The sequence below is a fragment of the Shewanella decolorationis genome, from assembly GCF_004354305.1.
GTDB lineage: Bacteria > Pseudomonadota > Gammaproteobacteria > Enterobacterales > Shewanellaceae > Shewanella > Shewanella decolorationis.
This window is the reverse complement of the sequence record NZ_CP037898.1, coordinates 2894827-2914784: the sequence shown is the minus strand read 5'-3', so window position 1 is coordinate 2914784 and position 19958 is coordinate 2894827. Positions and strand designations below refer to the sequence as shown.

Genomic DNA, 19958 nt, shown 5'->3' with positions numbered 1-19958 from the left:
ACGCCGCTTATTAGCGGCGTTTTTGTTGCTGGCTTTTAGCTTGAGTATTGGTCTTGCGTGTTTGGCCTTAAGTATTGGCCTGAGCTAAGCGGTTATGGCTTAACTTCAGCTTTTTGCTCGACATAAATCAAGCTGTTGGTATCAAAGCCGCGGGCGCTCGCCATCTCGACAAATTGCTGAATTACTTCAGGCGAAACCGTTGGGGTTCTTGCCAATAGCCATAAATAATCCGTATCAGGCCCAGAGATAAAGGCGTATTGGTAATCTTTCTGGTCGAGCCCAAAGACCACATAGGCGCCATAAAACGGCCCGAAGAAGGAGACTTTTAAGTAGGCTTCGCTATCGCCATTCACAAAATAAGCCTTACCCTCGGCCTCTTTCCATTGCTGTTTAGCGGCAGAATAGCCCCGATTAATGACTTTAACGCCGCCATCGGGCTTAAGGCTATATTCGGCGGTCACTTGGGTTAGCCCGCGCTCGAAGGAATGGTCGAGCCTAGCAATCTCATACCATTTGCCTAAGTAACGCTCGAGCTCAAAATCCTTAACGGGTTCAACATTGCGGGGCATACCCAAACAACCCGATAGTACTAATACACTGATAAGTAAGAGTAGTTTTTTCACTTAAGACTCCTGTTAAATCCGAGTGTCCATTTTTAGTTATGTGGTTAATTATGCGCTTAAGTTTGTGTTTAACTTCACCTTTAACTATGCGCTTAACTGTACGCTTAAGTCGGGCAATCCTTCAAGGTTTTGCTGGCCGAGTGGCGCTGGCTTAAGTATCCCTGTGCCATGCCCGCCAACATAATCAGCGTTACCCCCAGCATTTGCTGCGTTGTGAGCGCCTCATCAAATAAACACCAAGCGAGCGTGACTACCACCACAGGTTCGACGTAGGAAAGGGTGCCATAGGTGACCGAGGGCAGTTGTGCGAGGGCTTTTACCGCAAACAGAATGGCTAAAAATCCCGGAAAGAAGCCAATCGCCAGCAGCCACGTAAATTGATCCAGACTCGGCACTAAGGGCGTCGTTAACACTAAGGGCAGTAAGCAGAGGGCGCCGACACTGAGCTGAACTAAGGTGCTTTGATAGGGCGAGGCAGCACTCGGTTTGCGGTTGATTAAGATAAAGCCGCAATAGGTGATTAATGCGAGCAAGGCATAAAAATACCCCATGATTTCATTGTCGTAGAGTGACTGACTCGAAGTCACAGGCAGCATCAGCATAAAGCCTAGCAAGGCGAGTACCACAGTGGTGATGCTGGAACGCTTAAGCCTTTCGTGAAACACAAAGTGCGCAAAGAGTGACGCTAGCACAGGGGCGAGATAGATAATCATAATCACCCTTGCCCATTTGAGTGTATTCAATGGCTTCGATATAAAAAGCCATAAATCCCGCCAACATAGCGCCATTGATCAAGGTGCGCTTGCTTGGTTTGTGGCGAATTTGCTGTCCTTTACCCGTTAACAGCATATAGGCCATTAAAAACAGCGCGCCGAGCAGCAGGCGGTAAAAGGTGATATGTTCGGCGGGTAGGGCGGCAAAACGGGCGAATACGCCAATGGTGCCCATTAGGCTCGCGGCCAGCAGGGCAAGCACTATGGCCAGTGCGGGTGGCGGTGTCATGTATCACCTTTAATGCAAATAATTCAACGACGAAGGAAGCTGAGTTTGCCTTAAAAATGCCGCCTAGGCGAGCGCTATTGCGAACGCCGTGTTGGCGTGGCGTGGCAAAGATGCTGACAGCCCCACACCAGCAGAGATTGATGAGTTGACTGCGCTAGCAAGCCATCAATCCTCTGCTACACAATCGATTTGCGCGAGCGGAAATGATTCAAGGGATCTTGGCAATAGCTCGCTTTAACCTGCTGTAACATTGCGTAGTTTTGCCCAAAATACTGGGCGGTCGGAATACTTTTGTCCTTAAAATTGATAAACGCCCCGGAACTATTCGCAATGCTGGCATCGCGGCAACGATCAATCCAGTCAAGTGCTCTGTTTACTCTGGTATAAACGGGATTCGCCTGTAACAGCGCCTGCTCCTGCAATTCACTGTTCCACCATGTTTGATATTGAATAATATAAGCGTGTTCCTTATAGGGGAACGCACTCTGGCTTTTTTGTATTTCGCTTAGGCTTCGGTAAAAATCACCACTAATCGCGCTTAAGGTGACATAGGTAAATAGGCCTAATTGTCTATTTCCATCAAGTAGTTGAGGTGAGCTTAAACTTTCAATAAATTGTAAATGTCCCTGCCTTAAGCCTAATGGATGGGCCAAGCGCGATGTCACCTTATGGGGCGCTGGGCGCAATAGGTCCTGTGTATGTTGGCGTTTGTTTTGATAAAGCTGTATGCCTTTATCATTGATAAACTCAGTCATCCTATGATTCAAGACAGGTTGTAAATCTTGAATGGCTTCGCGATTCCAGCTTTCCATCAATTCATCACCATAGGATTGGGTTAAGCCTCCCATGGGGGAAATTTGCACTCTATTGGGTTTTAACCCCGTCTCTGTAAATTGGGCGTTGATAAAGTGTGCAAGGCTTGCGGGATTGCCCTCCCAATAGCCGTACATAATGCAGTTATGTTTGGCGACGCTGGGGTCTTCAACCTGCTCATCCCGCATTGAGTGGTTGTGGGGCACTGGTGGTTCAGTGGGTTTTGCATGAATTTTAAGGTTAGTGCCCAGTAAGCAAGGCAAATTATCCGCCAGAATAATCTGCTCCCAACGTTCCAATAAACATAATGTTGTGGTGTTTGCCTGCAACTCTTGGTTGCCTTTGAGATACGGATTCCACTCTAGCTCAAATTTTAGCAGGCTCGGGGGCAGGGCAAAGGTTTGAATAAAAAAACGAGTCACAATTCCGTAGCTTAGGCCACCACCGCCCTTTAATGCCCAGAGGAGTTCGGGCTTATTGGCCGCTGACACCACTTGGGTTTCACCTATACCTAACACGATTTCTGCCTGCACTAAGCTTTCGCAGCACATGCCGTATTTGCGACACCAAGGTCCCCAACCGCCACCCATAATAAAGCCTGCTATGGCATGGGAGGCGCTGGTGCTGTGGGGTAACATTAAGCCTTTTTGCGCAAGATAACTGGTTAAGGTTTGCATTGTGCAACCCGGCTCGACAGCGACTATGCCACTGATGGGGTCGAGTTCGATGCCGTTCATCAACTCCAAATCGATGACGATAGTATTGGTTTCGCCACTTTCCCCTTCGTGATCATGGCCGCTGGAACGGACACTAATCGCGAGGTGATAATCAACCGCTGTCTTGTAAACCAGTTTTACCTCTTGGCTGCTGCGGCATTTGATAATAGCGAGGGGTTTTTTATGCAAACGGCGATTAAACAGCTGGCAAGCTTTTTCGTATGCCAACATCTGTTGCCCTGTGCTGACCCAAAAATCCTGCTCGGCGTAATACTGGCCATCGGTAATAATATTTTCGCTGGCAATATGGCTGCGCACTTCGTTAATAAAGCGCATAAAATGTTTAGCCTGACTGGTCACTACATTTTCGCTGATGCGGATCTCGGCGGTTAATCGACTTGAGGTTGATTGGCTGATAAAACAGTCAAATTCTAGTTCATTACTCAGCTGTAAATTGATATATGAGCGATTGGGTGTGAGTGATTTTACAATATCAAAACTTAACTCAATATCTGCTCTGCCTTCGGCTTGATAGTGCGTTTGATAAACAAAATGAGGCCAACTGTCATCGCCTGATTCAATGATATAAGCGCAACGTTCATGGGCGGGAATAATATTGGGCAGTTGTTTGTAAAAGTTATTAGTATTTAAACTTTGTTTGCTAAATTCATACTCGGTATCATTAAAGATAATCAACATGACTTCCTGTCTTGTTGAATGGTGTGAATATAAGTTTGTATTAGCTTTATATTGCTTTTTTGGATAAATATAAAGATTGTAATCTATCAGTTTGGGTTGATTATGAGGGTGAAGATAACAGTCTAAAATTTCACTCTCATTGAGGCATTGTTCAATCAGGCTAATATTGAGTAATTCACCATTGAATGCAGTTACATTATCAGCAATAGGTTTAAGTTTAGTCCACTCAGTTAATGGTGCCGGTTGCTGCTGTAGATGGATTTCATTACCATCGATAAAGCATTTTATCTCATGATATTGGTAAGTGATGGAGAGTAGATGCCAATAATCATCATTAATACCGCCTAAGGTCGAAATGGTATCAATATGCAATAGCTGACTGTTCACTCGGGTTTCAATATGCCCAAGGGAATTAATCGTCACTCTAAAGCCAGTATTATTATTCTCGCAACAATATTGAAAAACTACACCTCCCTCTTGGGTTTTGATCCAAGCTTGAAAGGTGAAAACATCAAGCGTTGCCGTATTTAGGGCAAAGGCGTCAGCCACTCTTGTTTGAGAGGTTTGAGCCTGTGTGTCAGTTAAGGCGTTGACCTGCTTATCCGAATGGGGATTGATGCTTTTTGATGTTTTCATAGTGACATCCTTGTTCTATCTATAATGCTGTAATTGCATTTGCTGTTTTAGAGGCTTTGGTTGGGCGACTTAACAGACTTATAGCGAAGTATTTATCCGGTCACGACCATCCGCCTTGGCGCGGTAAAGCGCGGTATCGGCGGCGCATACCATGGCGAGTGAAGTTCGGAACTGGCCATTGACTTCACTGGCAATCCCTTGGCTAGCACTTATCGAGACATAATCCCTAAGCCCTTGGTCGGTAAAGCGAATATTATTAATCCCTTGCTGGATTTTTTGCGCTATGGTCAGCGCCATTTTGGCATTGTGATTAGGCAGGATCAGCGCAAATTCTTCGCCGCCATAACGGGCTGCAAGGCCGATTTCGATAGGCACAATGGTGGCGATCACTTTGGCAATTTTTCTAAGGCATTCATCACCTTGGATATGACCAAACTGATCATTAAACACCTTAAAATAATCCACATCGATAATCACTACGCTGATGGGACGCAGTTTAGCGGTGCATTCATCCCAATGCTGTTGCAGCATTTCATCAAAATAACGACGGTTCGCCAGTTGGGTGAGGGAGTCGGTGGCGGCCAACTTACGCAGTTTTTGGTTTTCTGCTTTATGGTGAGTTAAATCGTGCATCACCATCACAAACACAGGTTCATGGCTGGGAATATAAGAGATAGACAATTCAACATCTTTGGCCTTACCAGAGGCGCAGATCAGCGTGGTTTCCTGCGCTGGGTGCTGCACGGGGTGACCACAATTGGTGCCTAATTGCACATCGTGACTCAGGAGATTGTCATAGCGCGCTTGATGATGTTCGGTCAAAAAATTGCGCCAATCTTGGCCCTTTAAACTCGCCAGCGGGCAATCGAGCAGCTCGGCACTACGTTGATTGCATGAACGGATAAAGCCATTGGCATTCACTAGGATCACTGGCTCGGTTAAATGTTGGATAAAGAGCTCAATGGTCTCGAGGGAAGAATGCTCGAAAAAGTTCAGCGGTAGCTCGGCAGCCTTTGCATGCTGAGTTGCGGGCAATACAGCCTCATCGACAATGGATAAGGCGGGTTGTTGGCGTGCCAGTTTCGGTGAGTTTGTCATTGTTATCTTTCTCCGTGAACTTTAATCATCTGCGCTAGGCGCTTTTCTGAGGATGACTTTATTCTGGCGGAAGAAAAGATACCTTCTGCTTACCTTCTGGTTTAATTGATTGATTTTAAATGTTTTAAGTTTTATCTTCTGAGTCGTTTTGTCTGCGATTAGGAGCGTGGTTAGCTGGGGGCTTTCTTACATCTCACAAAATTGGGGTTAAATAGCCCCTAATCTGAGGCCTCAAGATTGAGTCGTATACTTGTTATTGGGTCAATTTAATGCAATGTAAGTCCATTAGTTTGCTCGGGATGTAGTGCTTGGCTATGGGATTTTCCTCGACACCATTTGCCACCTTGCTTGTGTTTAAATGCACACATTGCATCCCATCGACCGCTTATGCCGCTGTACTGCCGGCGAAACTCCTTGGCTGAAAGTAACCAGGCATCGGATGCTATGCCTAATTCATTAAGTAACTTAGGTCGCTGATTATCAATAAAGCCCTTTTTATCATGGCGGATAGCGCGGCCGGTCCAATCGATAAGCTCAAGATAATCGGCAAAATGAAAGGGGATGCCCGTTTGCTGATGGAGATGCGTTGCACCATCAAATTTTACGAGGGGTTTATGTGGTAATGGCTGAGTGTTATCTACAGGGGGTTGGGTTGACAGTGGTGTGACGCTGTTAGATGAAAGCGCATTCAGGCGCTCTTGAATCGATGTAAAATCAGAGGATTGCAAAGAGTCGGCAATGCCAGCTCGAATAGGATTTAAATCCACGTACATCATGCAGGCTAGTAAGGCTTGTTCATCTAGCAAAGCTTGGGATTTAAAACGACCTTCCCAGAAGGCGCCTTTGCACTCATCTTCTCGATTGGCTTTACGGGCAATCTCTTCATTTAGGCATCGCATAAACCAAGATATGCTGGATAAGCGTTCATGCCATTCAACAATTAAGGCATCGAGTAACATGCGTTCTCCGTCGATTAATGCATCACCATTCATATACTTAGTGGCAATGGCATGGCCTTTAGTGATTTGGCACCAGCGACTGATAATATCTTTTTGCGTTAACGATTTAGCCTTCTCGATGTCAATTTTAAGCACTAAATGATAGTGATTGCTCATCACCGCATAAGCGCAAATATCAATACAAAATATTGCAGACAAGGCTTTGATTTTATCGACAATCCAGCCACGTCGATGCTCATAACTGCGCCCTGAGAGTTTATCCTCACCACACAAAAAAGCCCTTCTGACACAGCGATTAATCACATGATAGAAGGGGGTTGTATTGGCATCGATAAGTATTCTTCTGGCCGAGGTCATGACTCGCTCCAAACAGACAAGGTGAAGATAATCTAAAGACTAGTAGAAGAGGGGACAAAGCACAAAAGACATGGCTGTCCCCACTTATATTTGTCGATAAGCATTCTTCTGGCCGAGGTCATCACTCGCTCCAAACAGACAAGGTGAAGATAATCTAAAGACTAGGAGAAGAGGGGACAAAGCACAAAAAGACATGGCTGTCCCCACTTACTCTTGTTGACCTTGCTAACCCCAAGGTGACCATATATGTCCCCACTTATGCTTGGAAGGGAAAAAAGGGACTGCTTAGCAGTCCCTTTCAACAAAGATTAGTTTTGTGGGCGGTTAGTAATTTGTGGATCAGGGCTTAATACCAACAGAGTATTGGTGGTATTGCTCAGTACAAATTGGAACTTAGTAGTGCCTGGCGTTCTATCGAGGTCGACAAGTTGCACTAACATACCATCGCTGCTAATGGTCACCGCATCGACAACTTCATCGAATGGAGTCACAAAACCCACACCGACAAATTTTAGCCCTTTACCAGTTTGGTCATTAAGTAGGTAAGTTACAGTGCCTGCTTGAGTGATGGTGACATCACCTGGGCACTGCTCGCCACTGGCATCGGTATAGATAAATACAGGTTCACCATTTTCTAAGGTGACATTCACTTTAATAAATTGAGCATAGCCCTGTTGTGTGTTCATTTATTTGTTCCTCGCACTAGTTAAAGATATTTTGAAATTAATTTCCATGATATTTACGCTAGATATTAAAATGTGAATTTTCTAAGCAATCAAGCGATTTTTTATAGGGAATAATATATTTTGGATCTCTTGTTATCGAGATTAAGCTCTCTAAGCGATTTTTTACACTTAAACAAATTTTCTCTTTCTCACTCATGGAGTCTAGAGAGGTTAATTGATTTGCTATAAGTAACTCACTTTCAGATAAGTTTGCAATGTAAGTTGTATTTTGATTGAACTCATTAAGTAGTTCATTGAACGTATTTTTTGAGTTAATTGCATATTTTAGGCTTTCAACATTAGAGCCAGTGTTTTTTAAGTATGTTGCGGCAGAAAGATAATAGTTAGCTAAGATATCTTTTTTCTTCGGATTTTTAGTTAAACCACTATCTGATTTCAATAGCTTTTCTACGTTAGAAAGACTGTACTCAGAGCCCACTTCGATGGTTTTATGGCTTAGCTTAATTACCTGGAAATAACTGTAGTATTTTAGGACTTTCCAGACTTCATTTTCAGGGTCTTGTTTTAGATTTTTTTCAACTGTTGATAAATTTTGAAGTGATTTTTCTAGTGCTAAATCGATTAAATTTTGATAATTCAAAAGTTCAGCTAAGGTTTGGTAACTACCGCCTAACTTTTCTAAAAGATATGGGCTATTACTATAGGCATTTTTTTCTAATTCCTTTTGTAACTCCGCATGAACCTCTATTGCTAATGCGACATCACCTTGTGAAACCGCAGCACTCGCTAACCAAGATCTTGTATCGGCCACATCTGCAATTAACTGACTATCCTCTGGCGCTTTTGCTAAGGCGAGCAATTTAAGTCTTAGCGACTCCTCAAAATCTTGCTGTGCTTTAGCAAAGTCCTGTTGCTTCATCGACACTGAGCCCAAGGTGTTATGGGCATAGGACAGCTCCATCAGCGCATCTTTATCCTCTGGTGCTAGGGCATACATGGTTTGGCTATAGGCTAAGTACTGCTCGAAGAACGGGCGCGATGCCGCCCAATCACTTACATCATATTTAAGCTGACCCAACCAAAAGGCATTGGCGCCTAAGGTTTTTAGCAGGGCTAAGTTTTCGGGCTGCAATTCGAGCAGCGGCAGCATTTTTTCCTGTGCGGCGAGTAGGGCGCTGCGGGCTTCATCGATTTTATTGCGTGAATAGGCGACTTCGCCCATGGCCTCTAAGGTTTGTCCATGCTGGAAGCGGGCGTCGAAGCTTAAGTACTTCTCATCGTCTTGGCTGGAGAAATCCGTGAAATATTCCAATGCCTTATTGCTGATCCCGTCGAGTAAGTCCATCCGGCCGATGCCGCGCATCTTATCGGCGAAGTCACCCACCATAAACCCGAGCAGATCTTCGGCGGCGAGGCGTTTTTGCTGGGCCAGCTTTTCGGCTTCGATACTGCGAACACTCATAATGACTGAGGTTAAGGTGAGTACGCACAGCAGGGCAACAGTAACGCGCCTCGTCCAGCGCAGCATAGTGGCGCGTTTGCTGGAGGCGGCAATAAAGTCGGTTTCCCGCTCGTCTAAGTCAAATAAGGGATTTTGCCTAAGGCTTTGGGCCTCTTTTAAGGGTTTACCCTCGGCCAGCAAATAGGCGCTGTGTTTGGCTTCGCTGAGCCAGCGCTGGGATAAATGCTGTAGTCGGCTCTTAATGCTAAGGCTGTCATTATGTTCGCTGATCCACGCCGTCGCCCTTGGCCAGCGGCGCAGCAGGGCTTCGTGGGCGATGCTAAAACAGGGTTCACCGTTTTGAAGATGGGACACAAATAAGCGGCTATCGACCATGGCTTGCACTAGGGCGGTTTCGGCCGCGCTTTGCAACTGCGACCAGCGGGCGGTGCGGCTGGTGATGGATTTTTCATCCTCACGCAGGGTGACTAGCAGGGATAAAATCCGTGGCAGACTGGCTTTTTCGGCCTCGGTTAAATGGGAGATGGCCTGCTCGGCATTTTTACCGATAGCGCCTTCGATACCGCCCAAGGTGCGATATACAGAGACCAATAGTTTGTCGTCGTCGCTGCGTTGTAAATACAGCGCCTGCAAGGTGTATTGCAACATAGGCAGCGCATCTGGGTTGCTGGCGGCATCGCTACAGAGCATTTCATCAAGCGGCATGGCGGTGTCGCTATCGATTTCCCAGGTTAAATTGGCGGCAACGGCTGGCAGGCGGATCATCTGCAACAGCTCGGTGCGAGTGGGCGGCGCTAAGTCGAAATGGGCGCCGCGGGCTTTGCCCGCCATCAGGCTGGGATAATTGACTAGCTGCGGATAAAAGTCGTTACGACAGGCACTTAGAATCAACACCGCATGGGAAGTGGCAAGACGCTCTAATAGCTCGATAAAGGCGCTGCGTTCGGCATCGCTAAACAGAGGCGAGGATAATAAGACCTCTAATCGGTCGATAAATAAGGCAAAGCGTGGTGTAGCATAAGCCTGATTTTTAAGGCTTTGTTTACATATATCGACAATGCTTTGTGGATCTTGCTCAAGCTTGGCGGCAAGCGAGTCTGCGCTCATTCCCTCAAAGACTGGGCTGTCGTTTAGCTCCCAGTCGAGCATGGCACTGGCCAGATCGGTGAGCAGTTGTCCCTTGCTGACATCGGCAAAATCGAGGCTGCTGTAGGCCACAACCCCAACGCCATTAAAGCCATTGGCGGCCATAAGGTTAGGCAATACACCGGCATTGATTAAGGAGGATTTACCGCTACCACTGGGGCCCAAAATTAAGCAGAAGGCGCGGCCAAACTGGATTTGTTGGCTAATACGATTTAGCAGCGTGCTAATTTGCTCGCTGCGGCCGAAGAATACGTCGGCATAGTTGGCGCTGTAGGCTTGCAGGCCCGGAAACGGCGAGCCGCCTTGCCAGGTTTGTGGCGTGGCGCTGGCCTCGTGGCCAACGGGAAAGCGAACCTCGGCTAAGGTGCGATAGCCACGTTTGCGAATGGTCTCAATGTAACGGGATTCGGTGGCGCTATCGCCTAAGGCGCGACGTAACTGGTTGATAATCTTGTGCAGTGGATTGTCGCCCGTGTCGACCCCCGGCCAGCAATGGCTAACAATTTCGTCGCTGCTGACTACTTCACCGGCGTTTTGGCAGAGAAACAACAATACATCCATTGCCTTAGGTTCAAGTTGTTTAACTTGTTTACCAAGGAGTAGGCTGTTGGCGCTGGGATTGACTTGCCATTCACCAAAAAAAAATGTGCTGTCACTCATAGGATTTCCATTGCTTGAGCATCGACTAAGGCGGGGGAATCGCGGTGCCATTAGCCATTGTTATTTTTATATTCCATTTGCATATTTTGCTATGGGTTTTTGCGTCAAAACATTGGCATTATGCCTAGACTCCTTGTTATTTAAAAGCAGTAAGCTTTTATAATCAATGTAAATTTTATCTTGAAATTGTGACAGCATTTTGTACTGATACCCATGTGTTGTCACAGGGTTGGGGGATTGCGCGATAATTGCACTTTTACTTGGGTAAACGCTTGGCTTGGCTGCATTAACTCGGATGACGGGTAAAAAAAAGAGTGCCCAAGGTGGGCACTCAAAGCGGTTGGGAAGGGAGAAATGGGTTAAATTGAGTTAGCGCGTAAGCACCAGTGCGTTAGCCTGAAAACTTAACCGCGCCATTTGCCCTTGGTCTTGCAGCTCTAGCTCGTTGAGTTCAAAGGGCGGTTGTAGACCGGAGGCTTGGATAAGTTTGGGGTCAAACATCAGCTTGAGTTTGGGGGATTCGGGCGTTAACCAAGTTGCCGCTTGGGTACGCATGATCGCCACTTTTTGGCCCTCGGCATTGGTGCCCGTGAGCACGCCACTTAAACCAAAGCGTCCCGCCTCGGCGACAGTTAGCTCAAAGTTGACTTGATTCGGCACGCCTTTGTCCCAAACGGTCAATACTTCGGGCTTGATGCTGGCCGAGTTCACATAGGACTTAAAGGCGGTTTTCACCGTGCGCTGCACAGGGCGGCCATCGACCTGAGTCTGGACTGTGACTTCGATTTCACTCAGCCCCGCATTGCTGTTGGCAAGGGGCAAGTCCGCGGGCACTAAAGCCTGCCATTCATCCCCCTGTTTCACCATGGTCAGCGCTTGCTCTGTGCCATCGGCTTGTTTGAGTTTGGCCTGAGGCGAAAATTGATTATCGCTTTGACTTAAATTGAGTTTTACCCCAACCGTTTGGGCATCGGCTGCAATTGCGCTGGGCGCCTTGATGCTCAGTTGATAGGGCGAGCCTTTTTCCTTCACGTTGACCAGATAGTTGGCCTTAGCGACCAAGGGCTGGCTGACTTGTAGGCGATATTCTCCGGCCGTGGCTTTTTCAGACATTTGCAGTGCGCTGGAATCATCGGCTAGCCCTGCGCTGGCTAAGGCGTCAGCGCTTACCAGCGATTTAACTAAAGATTCCGTCGCTTGTGGGCTGTTGGCGTTTTTGCCCTGCGGCGTTTGACCTATCCGCTGAATTTGCACCTGCTCGGGGGCGACCGCCTCGGCATGCATCAAGGCGCCTGTGCTGACATCGCCGCGGGGCGCAATTCGCACTAAGCTGCCCGCTTGGCTCAAGTTGAGCTGTACGCCAGCATTTAGCTCGGCGCCAGTGACATTAAGCCAATACTCATCACTCTGGCTTGCCTGCTCAAGCACGGGTTGACTGGCTTGGTATTCGCCATAGAGCGGGGTGATAAAGCTGACATAATCGGTACTGGTATTAATCGGCGCGAGGGTTGGTGCGGCGATATGGGTATCGACAAGATCGCTATCCGTTGGCGCTGATAAGGTTAAGCCCTTGGCATACATTGGGCTGGCTTCTTTTTGTGGCTCAGGCGTAGTCGATTCATCCTGACAGGCACCAAGCAGGCCAGCTAAGATGACCAAGCTGACCGCTTTGCTTAAGGTGCGAAGTGTAAAAGGTGGCATAGTTGGCTCCTTAAATATGGTTGCGGATCAGCGTGTCTAAGTTAAAACAGGCACGGCGACTCTGCTGATGGCTTAAGGGTTCTTTGCCCCGGGTCTTTTGTTTATCGGTAAACCAGACTGTGCCTGCGGCTTTTTGGGAGCTGCAATTTAAGAAGCCGTCGGAGCAGCTATCGAGCCAGTTTTGGGTAGTCTCGAGAGCGACCTGATATTGATAGCCTGCGCAGTAGCTGTCGCTATCCCAAATGGCGGAATCCACATCCGAGCCGACAACCACCTCGAAGGGTTTACCTAAACTCGGGCGACCAGTGGTGCCGTGGAGCCAAGTGTTGTTGTAGTTTGCCATCCAGCCGACTTGCTGCTGTTTGACCGCATTACTGCCATAACCTAAGAGCCAGCCTAGGGTGGTTTCGAACACATTGCCCTGATTGACCGCATCGGCCAGCGGCGTGCCGCCACTCGATGGCGCAAGGGCGATGACTCTAGAGGTGGCGTTGATCACCGCAGGATAGCGGCTGTCCCAGGTGGGGTTGGATAAAATCCAGCGCACCACATTACCGCCATTGGAGTGGGTGAGCAGGATTAAATCATCAATATTCTTCGCTTGGATAAAGCTATTGAGCTGAGTGGCGAGGCAACCCGCAGCTGCTTCTTCCCACATATATTGGTCAAAGTCGCAGTTAATCACGGTGTAATTATTGGGAACGGGGATCCCTTGGCGCACCGAGTTAACAAATTCCGATGTCCAATAGTCGGCTAACGCATTGGTTTGTTTTCCGGTTCCGTGGACAAAGGCGATACCTGTTGCGGCAAAAACCGCAGGGCTGACAGCTAACAGACCCAAGAGCATTAAGGTGTTTTTTATCTTCATGGGTGTTTCTCATCTCTTAGTGATAGAGCACGGCCTTGCAGTCCATTGCTAACGACCATTGAGTGTCGGGTGAATGGCGTTAAGTCGCAGCGTTCGGCATGGCAATCATTTGTCAGGTTTAAATCAATACGGCGAAACCTTGGGAATGGAAGCCTAAAACACATCACCGCTTTGGCTTTTGCATCGGCGGTTAAACTGGCCAGACTTCCACTCTGGGTTATTAACCTAGCCGCAACATTTTCTGCTGGCAAGCAAAAATTCACTATACAATTTAATGACATAGCGACAATCTTTTGACTGTGTTTTAATAGGGAGCAGGGACACGCTAATTACTTGATCAGTAAACGCTAATAAAACGCATGGCGTATTAAGCTGTTTAAATTTGCCTAAAGCTGTGGGAAATTATTTTTATTAACACTGAACCACTAATCAGTTTATTGTTCTGTATATCAAGATGTTTACACTTTCAGGAGGCGCTTTTGGCTATTACACAACAGGAAATGAGCCGCTGTTTAACCGAGCTGCATTGCCGCAGCAATTTTTCGGTGAAGAGCATTACCGAATATATGTTGCCAGAGACTAAGGAAGCTTTTTATCTGCATATGGAGGGCAAAACCGCGCAACTGATTATCCGCCCGGCCTTTGAGGTGTTTTCCAGCGAACTGGCCACCTTAGCGGGCGTACATGCCAAGTATGACTATTACCACAATGCGGAAATGACGCGATTTCCCAAGCGCTTACATAAGAGCCTTAACGAAACCCACTACGGATTGGCGTTTAGTTTCGATACCCTTGAAGCTGTGCAGCAATTTATCGCACGTTTAAGCGCCATAGTGAAAGGGACTTAGGATTTCATTAAAGATAAACACCAGCCTTAAAAATGGTTTTAACCCTCTGATATCTTAGGCTTAAGCCCTTTAGGTTAAATTCCTCAGTTTTAATCAAAATGAGGAATTTAACTGCTGCCTTTTCCAGCAGCTTTTCAGTATATTCCTCAATAGATGAATTTTGCTGGAGAGGCTTATGTCGCTGATCTCTCGTCGCCCAAGAGGTGTGGTTCCCTTTGCCGCCCAACCTGGGCAGTCCATGACTGCGGGTCGCCCGAAAGGCAACTCTGATGCGCGCCAACGGCTGATCGCCGCCGCGGTGACGCTCTTTAGTGAACGCAGTTATCCCACCGTTTCTACCCGTGAAATTGCCCGTGAGGCCGAAGTGGATGCCGCGCTTATCCGCTATTACTTTGGCTCTAAGGCTGGCTTATTTGAGCAGATGGTGCGGGAAACTCTCGCACCTGTAATTGCGCGTTTGCGTGAAATCTCCAGCTCTCAAGCACCCAATGATATAGGTGAACTGATGCAAACCTATTATCGGGTGATGGCACCTAATCCCGGATTACCCCGACTAATCGTGCGTGTGTTGCAGGAAGGTGATGGCACCGAGGCCTATCGGATCATGTTGTCGGTGTTTGAGCAAATTCTGTCCCTCTCGCGCCAATGGGTCGAGTCGGGATTAGTAAACGCTGGATTACTCAAAGAAGGCCTCGATCCCAATTTAGTGCGCCTGAGTTTTATCAGTTTGATGGTATTTCCGCTGATCGCGCCCCCAGTTTTGATGCGTCAGTTTGGCCTTTTTGGTGCCAATGCTGCGGATTTACAACGTTTGGCACTACACAATATGCAGGTGTTTACTCAGGGCGTATTACGTGAACCTAGGAGTGAATGATGATTTTAACCAATAGGTTAACAGTGATGTCGGTTAAGGCGCGGCGACTTTCCCCTCAAAGATGGGCAAAGTTGGTGACGAGTCTATTGGGCGCGGCATTGTTACTGCAACTGACGGCCTGCGGCGATGAATCGCCCCGTGTGCTGGGCACCGTCGAGCGCGACAGGTTAACCCTCACCGCACCCGTGGGGGAGCTGATCAACCGGATTAATGTTGTCGAAGGCCAGCAAGTGCAGGCGGGGGAGGTGTTACTCGAGCTGGATAGCACAGCCGCTAAGGCGCGCTTAGGTCAACGTCAGGCCGAGCTTAAGCAAGCGCAGGCCAAGTTGGAAGAAGCCGTGACGGGGGCCCGCTCGGAAGACATAGATAAAGCCCGGGCGGCCCTCGATGGTGCCAATGCCAGTGTGAAAGAGGCGCAGCAGAATTTTGAGCGCACGCAGCGGTTATTTAAGACTAAGGTGCTTAGCCAAGCGGACTTAGATACGGCGCGCGCGGCGCGTGATACCAGCCTTGCCAAGCAGGCCGAAGCCGAGCAGAGCCTTAGACTGCTGCAAAACGGCACCCGTAGCGAGCAACTCGAACAAGCCAGAGCCGCAGTCGAGGCGGCCATGGCTAGCGTGGCGCAGCAGCAAAAGGCCCTTAAGGATTTAAGCCTAGTAGCGGCAAGACCCGCAGTGGTGGATACCTTACCTTGGCGGGTGGGCGATAGGGTGGCCGCAGGCAGTCAACTCATTGGTTTATTAGCAATTGAGCATCCCTATGTGCGGGTGTATCTGCCAGCAACTTGGCTCGATAGGGTTAAGGCGGGAAGCCAAGTGAAGATCCTGGTCGATGGCCGCGCGCAGCCTATTGCTGGCACAGTGCGTAATATTCGCAGTCAACCGGCTTACACTCCTTTTTATGCCTTAAATGAACGCGATAGGGCGAGACTGATGTATCTCACCGATATTGATATTGCGCCAGAAGGGCAGGATTTACCCTCGGGAATGGCCCTTGAGGTACAGCTGCCATGAGCACTCAACAGGCTTCAGCAGGGGGATTAGTCGCTGGGACATCTACGGCAGAAACATCAAGCACGGCTTCTGAGTTTGCTATCGAAACCCGCGGTATGACCCGCGCCTTTGGCGGCATCAATGCGGTCGAAGATCTTGATTTGGCGATTCCCAAGGGCACGATTTATGGGTTTTTAGGCCCCAATGGCTGCGGCAAGTCGACCTCTATTCGGATGTTGACTGGGCTGCTTAGCCCGACCTCGGGGGATATTCGGGTGTTGGGGGAAACCTTGCCCGGCGCCGAGGAAAAACTGCGCCGCCGCATTGGCTATATGACGCAAAAATTCTCCCTCTACGACAATCTGTCGGTGCGGGAAAACCTTGAGTTTGTGGCGCAAATTTATGGGCTGAATCGTCGCCAAACCAAGGCGCGTTTGGCCGAGTTATTAAGCCTGTACGATTTGGTGGGGCGCGAGAAGCAAATGGCGGGCTCCATGAGTGGTGGGCAAAAGCAGCGTCTAGCCTTAGCCGCCGCGACCTTGCATCACCCCGAGCTGTTATTTCTCGATGAGCCGACGTCGGCGGTCGACCCTGAAAATCGCCGCGAGTTTTGGGAGCGGCTGTTCGATCTCTGCGCCCAAGGCACCACGATTCTAGTCTCGACCCACTATATGGATGAGGCCGAGCGTTGCCATGGTCTGGCGATTTTAGAGCGCGGGATAAAACGCGCCGACGGCTCGCCGCAACAATTAATGGCGGCCATGGGCGCGCGGGTCGTTGAAGTCTCTGGTGAGGATTTACGTAAGCTTAAACAGTCGCTTATCAGCGACGCCAACGTATTATCGGCGGCGCAGATTGGCAGTCGTTTACGGGTATTAGTGCAAAGTTCGATTGCAGATCCACTGGCTTGGTTAAGCCCAAGGGTTGCGGGGCGAGCACTGACCGAAGTGCGCCCCAGCCTTGAGGATGTGTTTGTCACCTGCACGGGTGGGCGTGCCCAGCTAACGCCGCCGATTGGCAGTCAGGCCACTACAGAGGAGGCCCTAGATGCTACGTAGAATTTGGGCGGTTGTGGTCAAAGAACTCAGGCAGTTATCGCGGGATCGCATGACCTTCGGCATGATAGTGATGATCCCCTTAGTGCAGTTAATGCTTTTTGGTTATGCCATCAACACCGATGCGCGCCATTTGCCCGCAGGTTTAGTGAACTTAAGCGATTCAGCTTATAGCCGCGCCTTGGTTAAGGCGGTAGAAGCGACTCAAGTCGTTGATTTTAAACATCGCTACTTCAGCGCCGCCGAGGCGGATGCGGCCATCACTCGGGGCGAAGTGAAAGCCGTGTTGTATTTAGGCGCCGATCTCGACGAGCGTTTAGTGCGACATCCCGCCTTTGCGGGACAGGCCTATTTTGCCGAGCCTGTGGGGCAATGGTTGGTGGATGGCTCGGATACTGTGGTTGCCTCCACCATTCGCAGTTTAAGGCAAATGCCACTGGATGAGATTGCGGGCAGGGCGGTCAAATCGAATCCCCCCAGTTTTGAGGTAGTGCAGTATTTTAACCCTGAGCAGCGTTCTGTGGTGAATATCGTCCCCGGCCTCTTAGGGGTCATTTTGACTATGACCATGGTGATGTTTACCTCGGCCGCAATTGTGCGTGAGCGAGAGCAGGGCAATATGGAGTTTTTAATCACTACGCCAGTGAGGCCGCTCGAGCTAATGCTAGGTAAAATCACGCCTTATGTATTAGTGGGCTTTGTGCAATTGGCCATTATTCTTACCGCAGGACATTTACTGTTTGCCGTGCCGATTCGTGGCGGCTTAGACTCGATTGCGCTGGCAGCTATGCTGTTTATCTGCGCCAGTTTGACCTTAGGCCTAGTGATTTCGACCATAGCGAAAACCCAGTTGCAGTCGATGCAGATGACGGTGTTTATCCTGCTGCCGTCGATTCTGTTGTCGGGCTTTATGTTTCCCTACGAGGCCATGCCCGTGGCGGCACAGTGGATTGCCGAGGCGTTACCCGCGACGCACTTTATGCGCATGTCCCGCGCGATTGTGTTGAGGGATGCCCAGGTGAGTGACTTGCAATTTGATGCGTTGTGGATGATTGGCTTTACCTGTTTAGGGCTGCTGGTGGCCAGTCTACGATTCTCCAAACGTTTGGATTAAGGCTCTCGCTTTGGGCGCGAGTTTTGACTTAACGCAAAGTATTGGTAAAGAATTGGACTAAGTCGTTGAAATGGATGTTAGTTACTTTAGAACTCGCTTACACTGCTGCTATTAAAATGTTCCTTTGCGGTATTGGCTTTGCGGATCCCTTGGGGGAGTGGAGATGCAAAGCGTGTGGCGCATCCTCGCCACAACATGCGCAAAGGAATGGGGATCAGCTAAGCGAAGGAATTCTGTATGCCTGCGATTGTGTGTCAAAGTGCCCTTGAAGCGGTATCGCTCATTCAAAATGGCGAAACCCTGTGGACCCATTCCATGGGGGCGACCCCCAGAGTCTTATTAGATGCGCTGGCAAAACATGCGCTCACCCTTGAAAATCTCACCTTATTACAGCTACATACCGAAGGCGCCGAGTCCTTAAGTCACCCGAGTTTACAGGGGCATTTGCGCCATCGCTGTTTCTTCGGCGGGGTGCCGACTCGGCCATTATTGCAAAGTGGTGATGCGGATTATGTGCCGATTTTCCTCTCGGAAGTGCCTAAGTTATTTCGCTCCGGCGAGCAAAAAATTGATACCGCGATTATCCAAGTGTCGCCGCCCGATAAACACGGCATGTGTTCCTTGGGCATTTCGGTAGAGGCTACCTTAGCCGCCTGCCAAGTGGCGGGTAAAATCATCGCCCATATCAACCCGCAAATGCCCCGCACCCACGGCGATGGTTTTATTCATATCGACCGTTTTGCCGCCGTGTATGAACAGAGCGCGAGTTTGCCCATCCATGCCTTTGCCACCGGCGATGCCGTGAGTTTGGCAATAGGTAAAAATGTGGCCGAGTTAGTGCGCGATGGCGATTGTTTGCAGATGGGCATTGGCGCGATTCCCGATGCGGTGTTGTCCTGTCTGACCGAACACAAAGACTTAGGTGTGCATACCGAACTATTTTCCGACGGGATTTTGCAGCTGGTCGAAAAGGGCGTAATTAACAACAGCAAGAAACGTTTTTACCCCGGAAAACTGGTCACAGGTTTCGCCTTAGGTAGCCAGAAGTTATACGACTATGTGGATGATAATCCAGCGGTCATTTTTATGGATATTGAGCAGGTGAACGATACCTCTATTATCCGTAAAAACCCTAATGTGATGGCGATTAACTCGGCGCTGCAGGTCGATCTTTCGGGCCAAGTTTGCGCCGATTCGATAGGCACTAAGATTTATTCGGGTGTTGGCGGGCAGATGGACTTTATTCGTGGCGCGGGGTTATCCGAAGGCGGCCGCTCAGTGATTGCCTTGCCAAGTATCGCCTCGGGCGGCAAGATTTCCCGCATTGCTCCTGTGTTATCGCCCGGTGCTGGGGTGGTAACGACCCGTGCCCATGTGCATTACATAGTGACCGAGTATGGCGCGGCGAACCTACGTGGTCGCTCCCTGCGCGAGCGGGCACAGGCCTTGATCAATATCGCTCATCCGGATTTTCGTGAGCAGCTTTGCCGCGATGCCTTCGAGGTGTGGGGATTAAGTCTGTAACCTTATCAATCAGTTACTCCTGAGTGCCGAGTTTGCGACTGCGCAGGCTCGGTACAATGCTAAGTGCCTGCTCTGATTCTAATTGTGGGATGTTTTGCTCGATTCGACGCCCTCAATGTTTTACT

At 48.9% G+C, this 19958-nt stretch carries 14 protein-coding genes and 1 pseudogene; 6 read left to right on the top strand and 9 right to left on the bottom strand.

Going from position 1 to position 19958, the window contains the following annotated elements:
• Positions 1–92: 92 nt before the first annotated feature.
• From EYR25_RS13240 to EYR25_RS13200, 9 genes and pseudogenes are all read right to left on the bottom strand, one after another.
• Entirely contained in the window at positions 93–623 is a 531-nt protein-coding gene (locus EYR25_RS13240; RefSeq protein WP_133180651.1) for a lipocalin family protein, read from the bottom strand.
• A 104-nt stretch (positions 624–727) separates the two neighbouring features.
• A pseudogene (locus tag EYR25_RS13235) lies at positions 728–1625 on the bottom strand (DMT family transporter).
• A 176-nt stretch (positions 1626–1801) separates the two neighbouring features.
• On the bottom strand, positions 1802–4489 hold the full coding sequence (locus EYR25_RS13230; protein ID WP_133180649.1) for an FAD-binding protein: 2688 nt from the start codon (positions 4487–4489) through the stop codon (positions 1802–1804).
• 78 nt (positions 4490–4567) lie between these two features.
• On the bottom strand, positions 4568–5587 hold the full coding sequence (locus EYR25_RS13225) for a sensor domain-containing diguanylate cyclase (protein WP_133180646.1): 1020 nt from the start codon (positions 5585–5587) through the stop codon (positions 4568–4570).
• 266 nt (positions 5588–5853) lie between these two features.
• Entirely contained in the window at positions 5854–6903 is a 1050-nt protein-coding gene (locus EYR25_RS13220; RefSeq protein WP_133180644.1) for a transposase, read from the bottom strand.
• A 308-nt stretch (positions 6904–7211) separates the two neighbouring features.
• Positions 7212–7589: a DP-EP family protein gene (locus tag EYR25_RS13215; protein WP_133180641.1), complete on the bottom strand. Its 378-nt coding sequence runs from the start codon at positions 7587–7589 to the stop codon at positions 7212–7214.
• Between the two features lie 58 nt (positions 7590–7647).
• Positions 7648–10857 carry an nSTAND1 domain-containing NTPase gene (locus EYR25_RS13210; protein ID WP_133180639.1) on the bottom strand — a complete coding sequence of 1070 codons (3210 nt, stop codon included), beginning with the start codon at positions 10855–10857 and terminating at the stop codon, positions 7648–7650.
• A gap of 369 nt (positions 10858–11226) precedes the next feature.
• Complete coding sequence (locus EYR25_RS13205) at positions 11227–12558, bottom strand: DUF4785 domain-containing protein (protein WP_133180637.1); 1332 nt, start codon at positions 12556–12558, stop codon at positions 11227–11229.
• Between the two features lie 10 nt (positions 12559–12568).
• Positions 12569–13426 carry a lipase family protein gene (locus EYR25_RS13200; RefSeq protein WP_133180635.1) on the bottom strand — a complete coding sequence of 286 codons (858 nt, stop codon included), beginning with the start codon at positions 13424–13426 and terminating at the stop codon, positions 12569–12571.
• A gap of 500 nt (positions 13427–13926) precedes the next feature.
• Here EYR25_RS13200 and EYR25_RS13195 point away from each other — a divergent pair, with 500 nt between their 5' ends.
• The 6 genes from EYR25_RS13195 (at position 13927) to EYR25_RS13170 (ending at position 19833) form a co-directional block, all read left to right on the top strand.
• Positions 13927–14274: a hypothetical protein gene (locus tag EYR25_RS13195; protein WP_023267442.1), complete on the top strand. Its 348-nt coding sequence runs from the start codon at positions 13927–13929 to the stop codon at positions 14272–14274.
• Between the two features lie 175 nt (positions 14275–14449).
• Entirely contained in the window at positions 14450–15148 is a 699-nt protein-coding gene (locus EYR25_RS13190) for a TetR/AcrR family transcriptional regulator (protein ID WP_133180633.1), read from the top strand.
• Positions 15148–16161: an HlyD family secretion protein gene (locus tag EYR25_RS13185; protein WP_133180631.1), complete on the top strand. Its 1014-nt coding sequence runs from the start codon at positions 15148–15150 to the stop codon at positions 16159–16161. The genes EYR25_RS13190 and EYR25_RS13185 overlap by 1 nt, the downstream gene beginning before the upstream one ends.
• Positions 16162–16256: 95 nt before the next feature.
• Positions 16257–17198, top strand: a complete 942-nt coding sequence (locus tag EYR25_RS13180) for an ABC transporter ATP-binding protein (protein WP_133182867.1) — start codon at positions 16257–16259, stop codon at positions 17196–17198.
• Entirely contained in the window at positions 17188–18309 is a 1122-nt protein-coding gene (locus EYR25_RS13175; protein WP_133180628.1) for an ABC transporter permease, read from the top strand. Before EYR25_RS13180 ends, EYR25_RS13175 begins: the two co-directional genes overlap by 11 nt.
• Positions 18310–18546: 237 nt before the next feature.
• Positions 18547–19833 carry an acetyl-CoA hydrolase/transferase family protein gene (locus EYR25_RS13170; RefSeq protein ID WP_133180626.1) on the top strand — a complete coding sequence of 429 codons (1287 nt, stop codon included), beginning with the start codon at positions 18547–18549 and terminating at the stop codon, positions 19831–19833.
• Positions 19834–19958 lie beyond the last annotated feature (125 nt).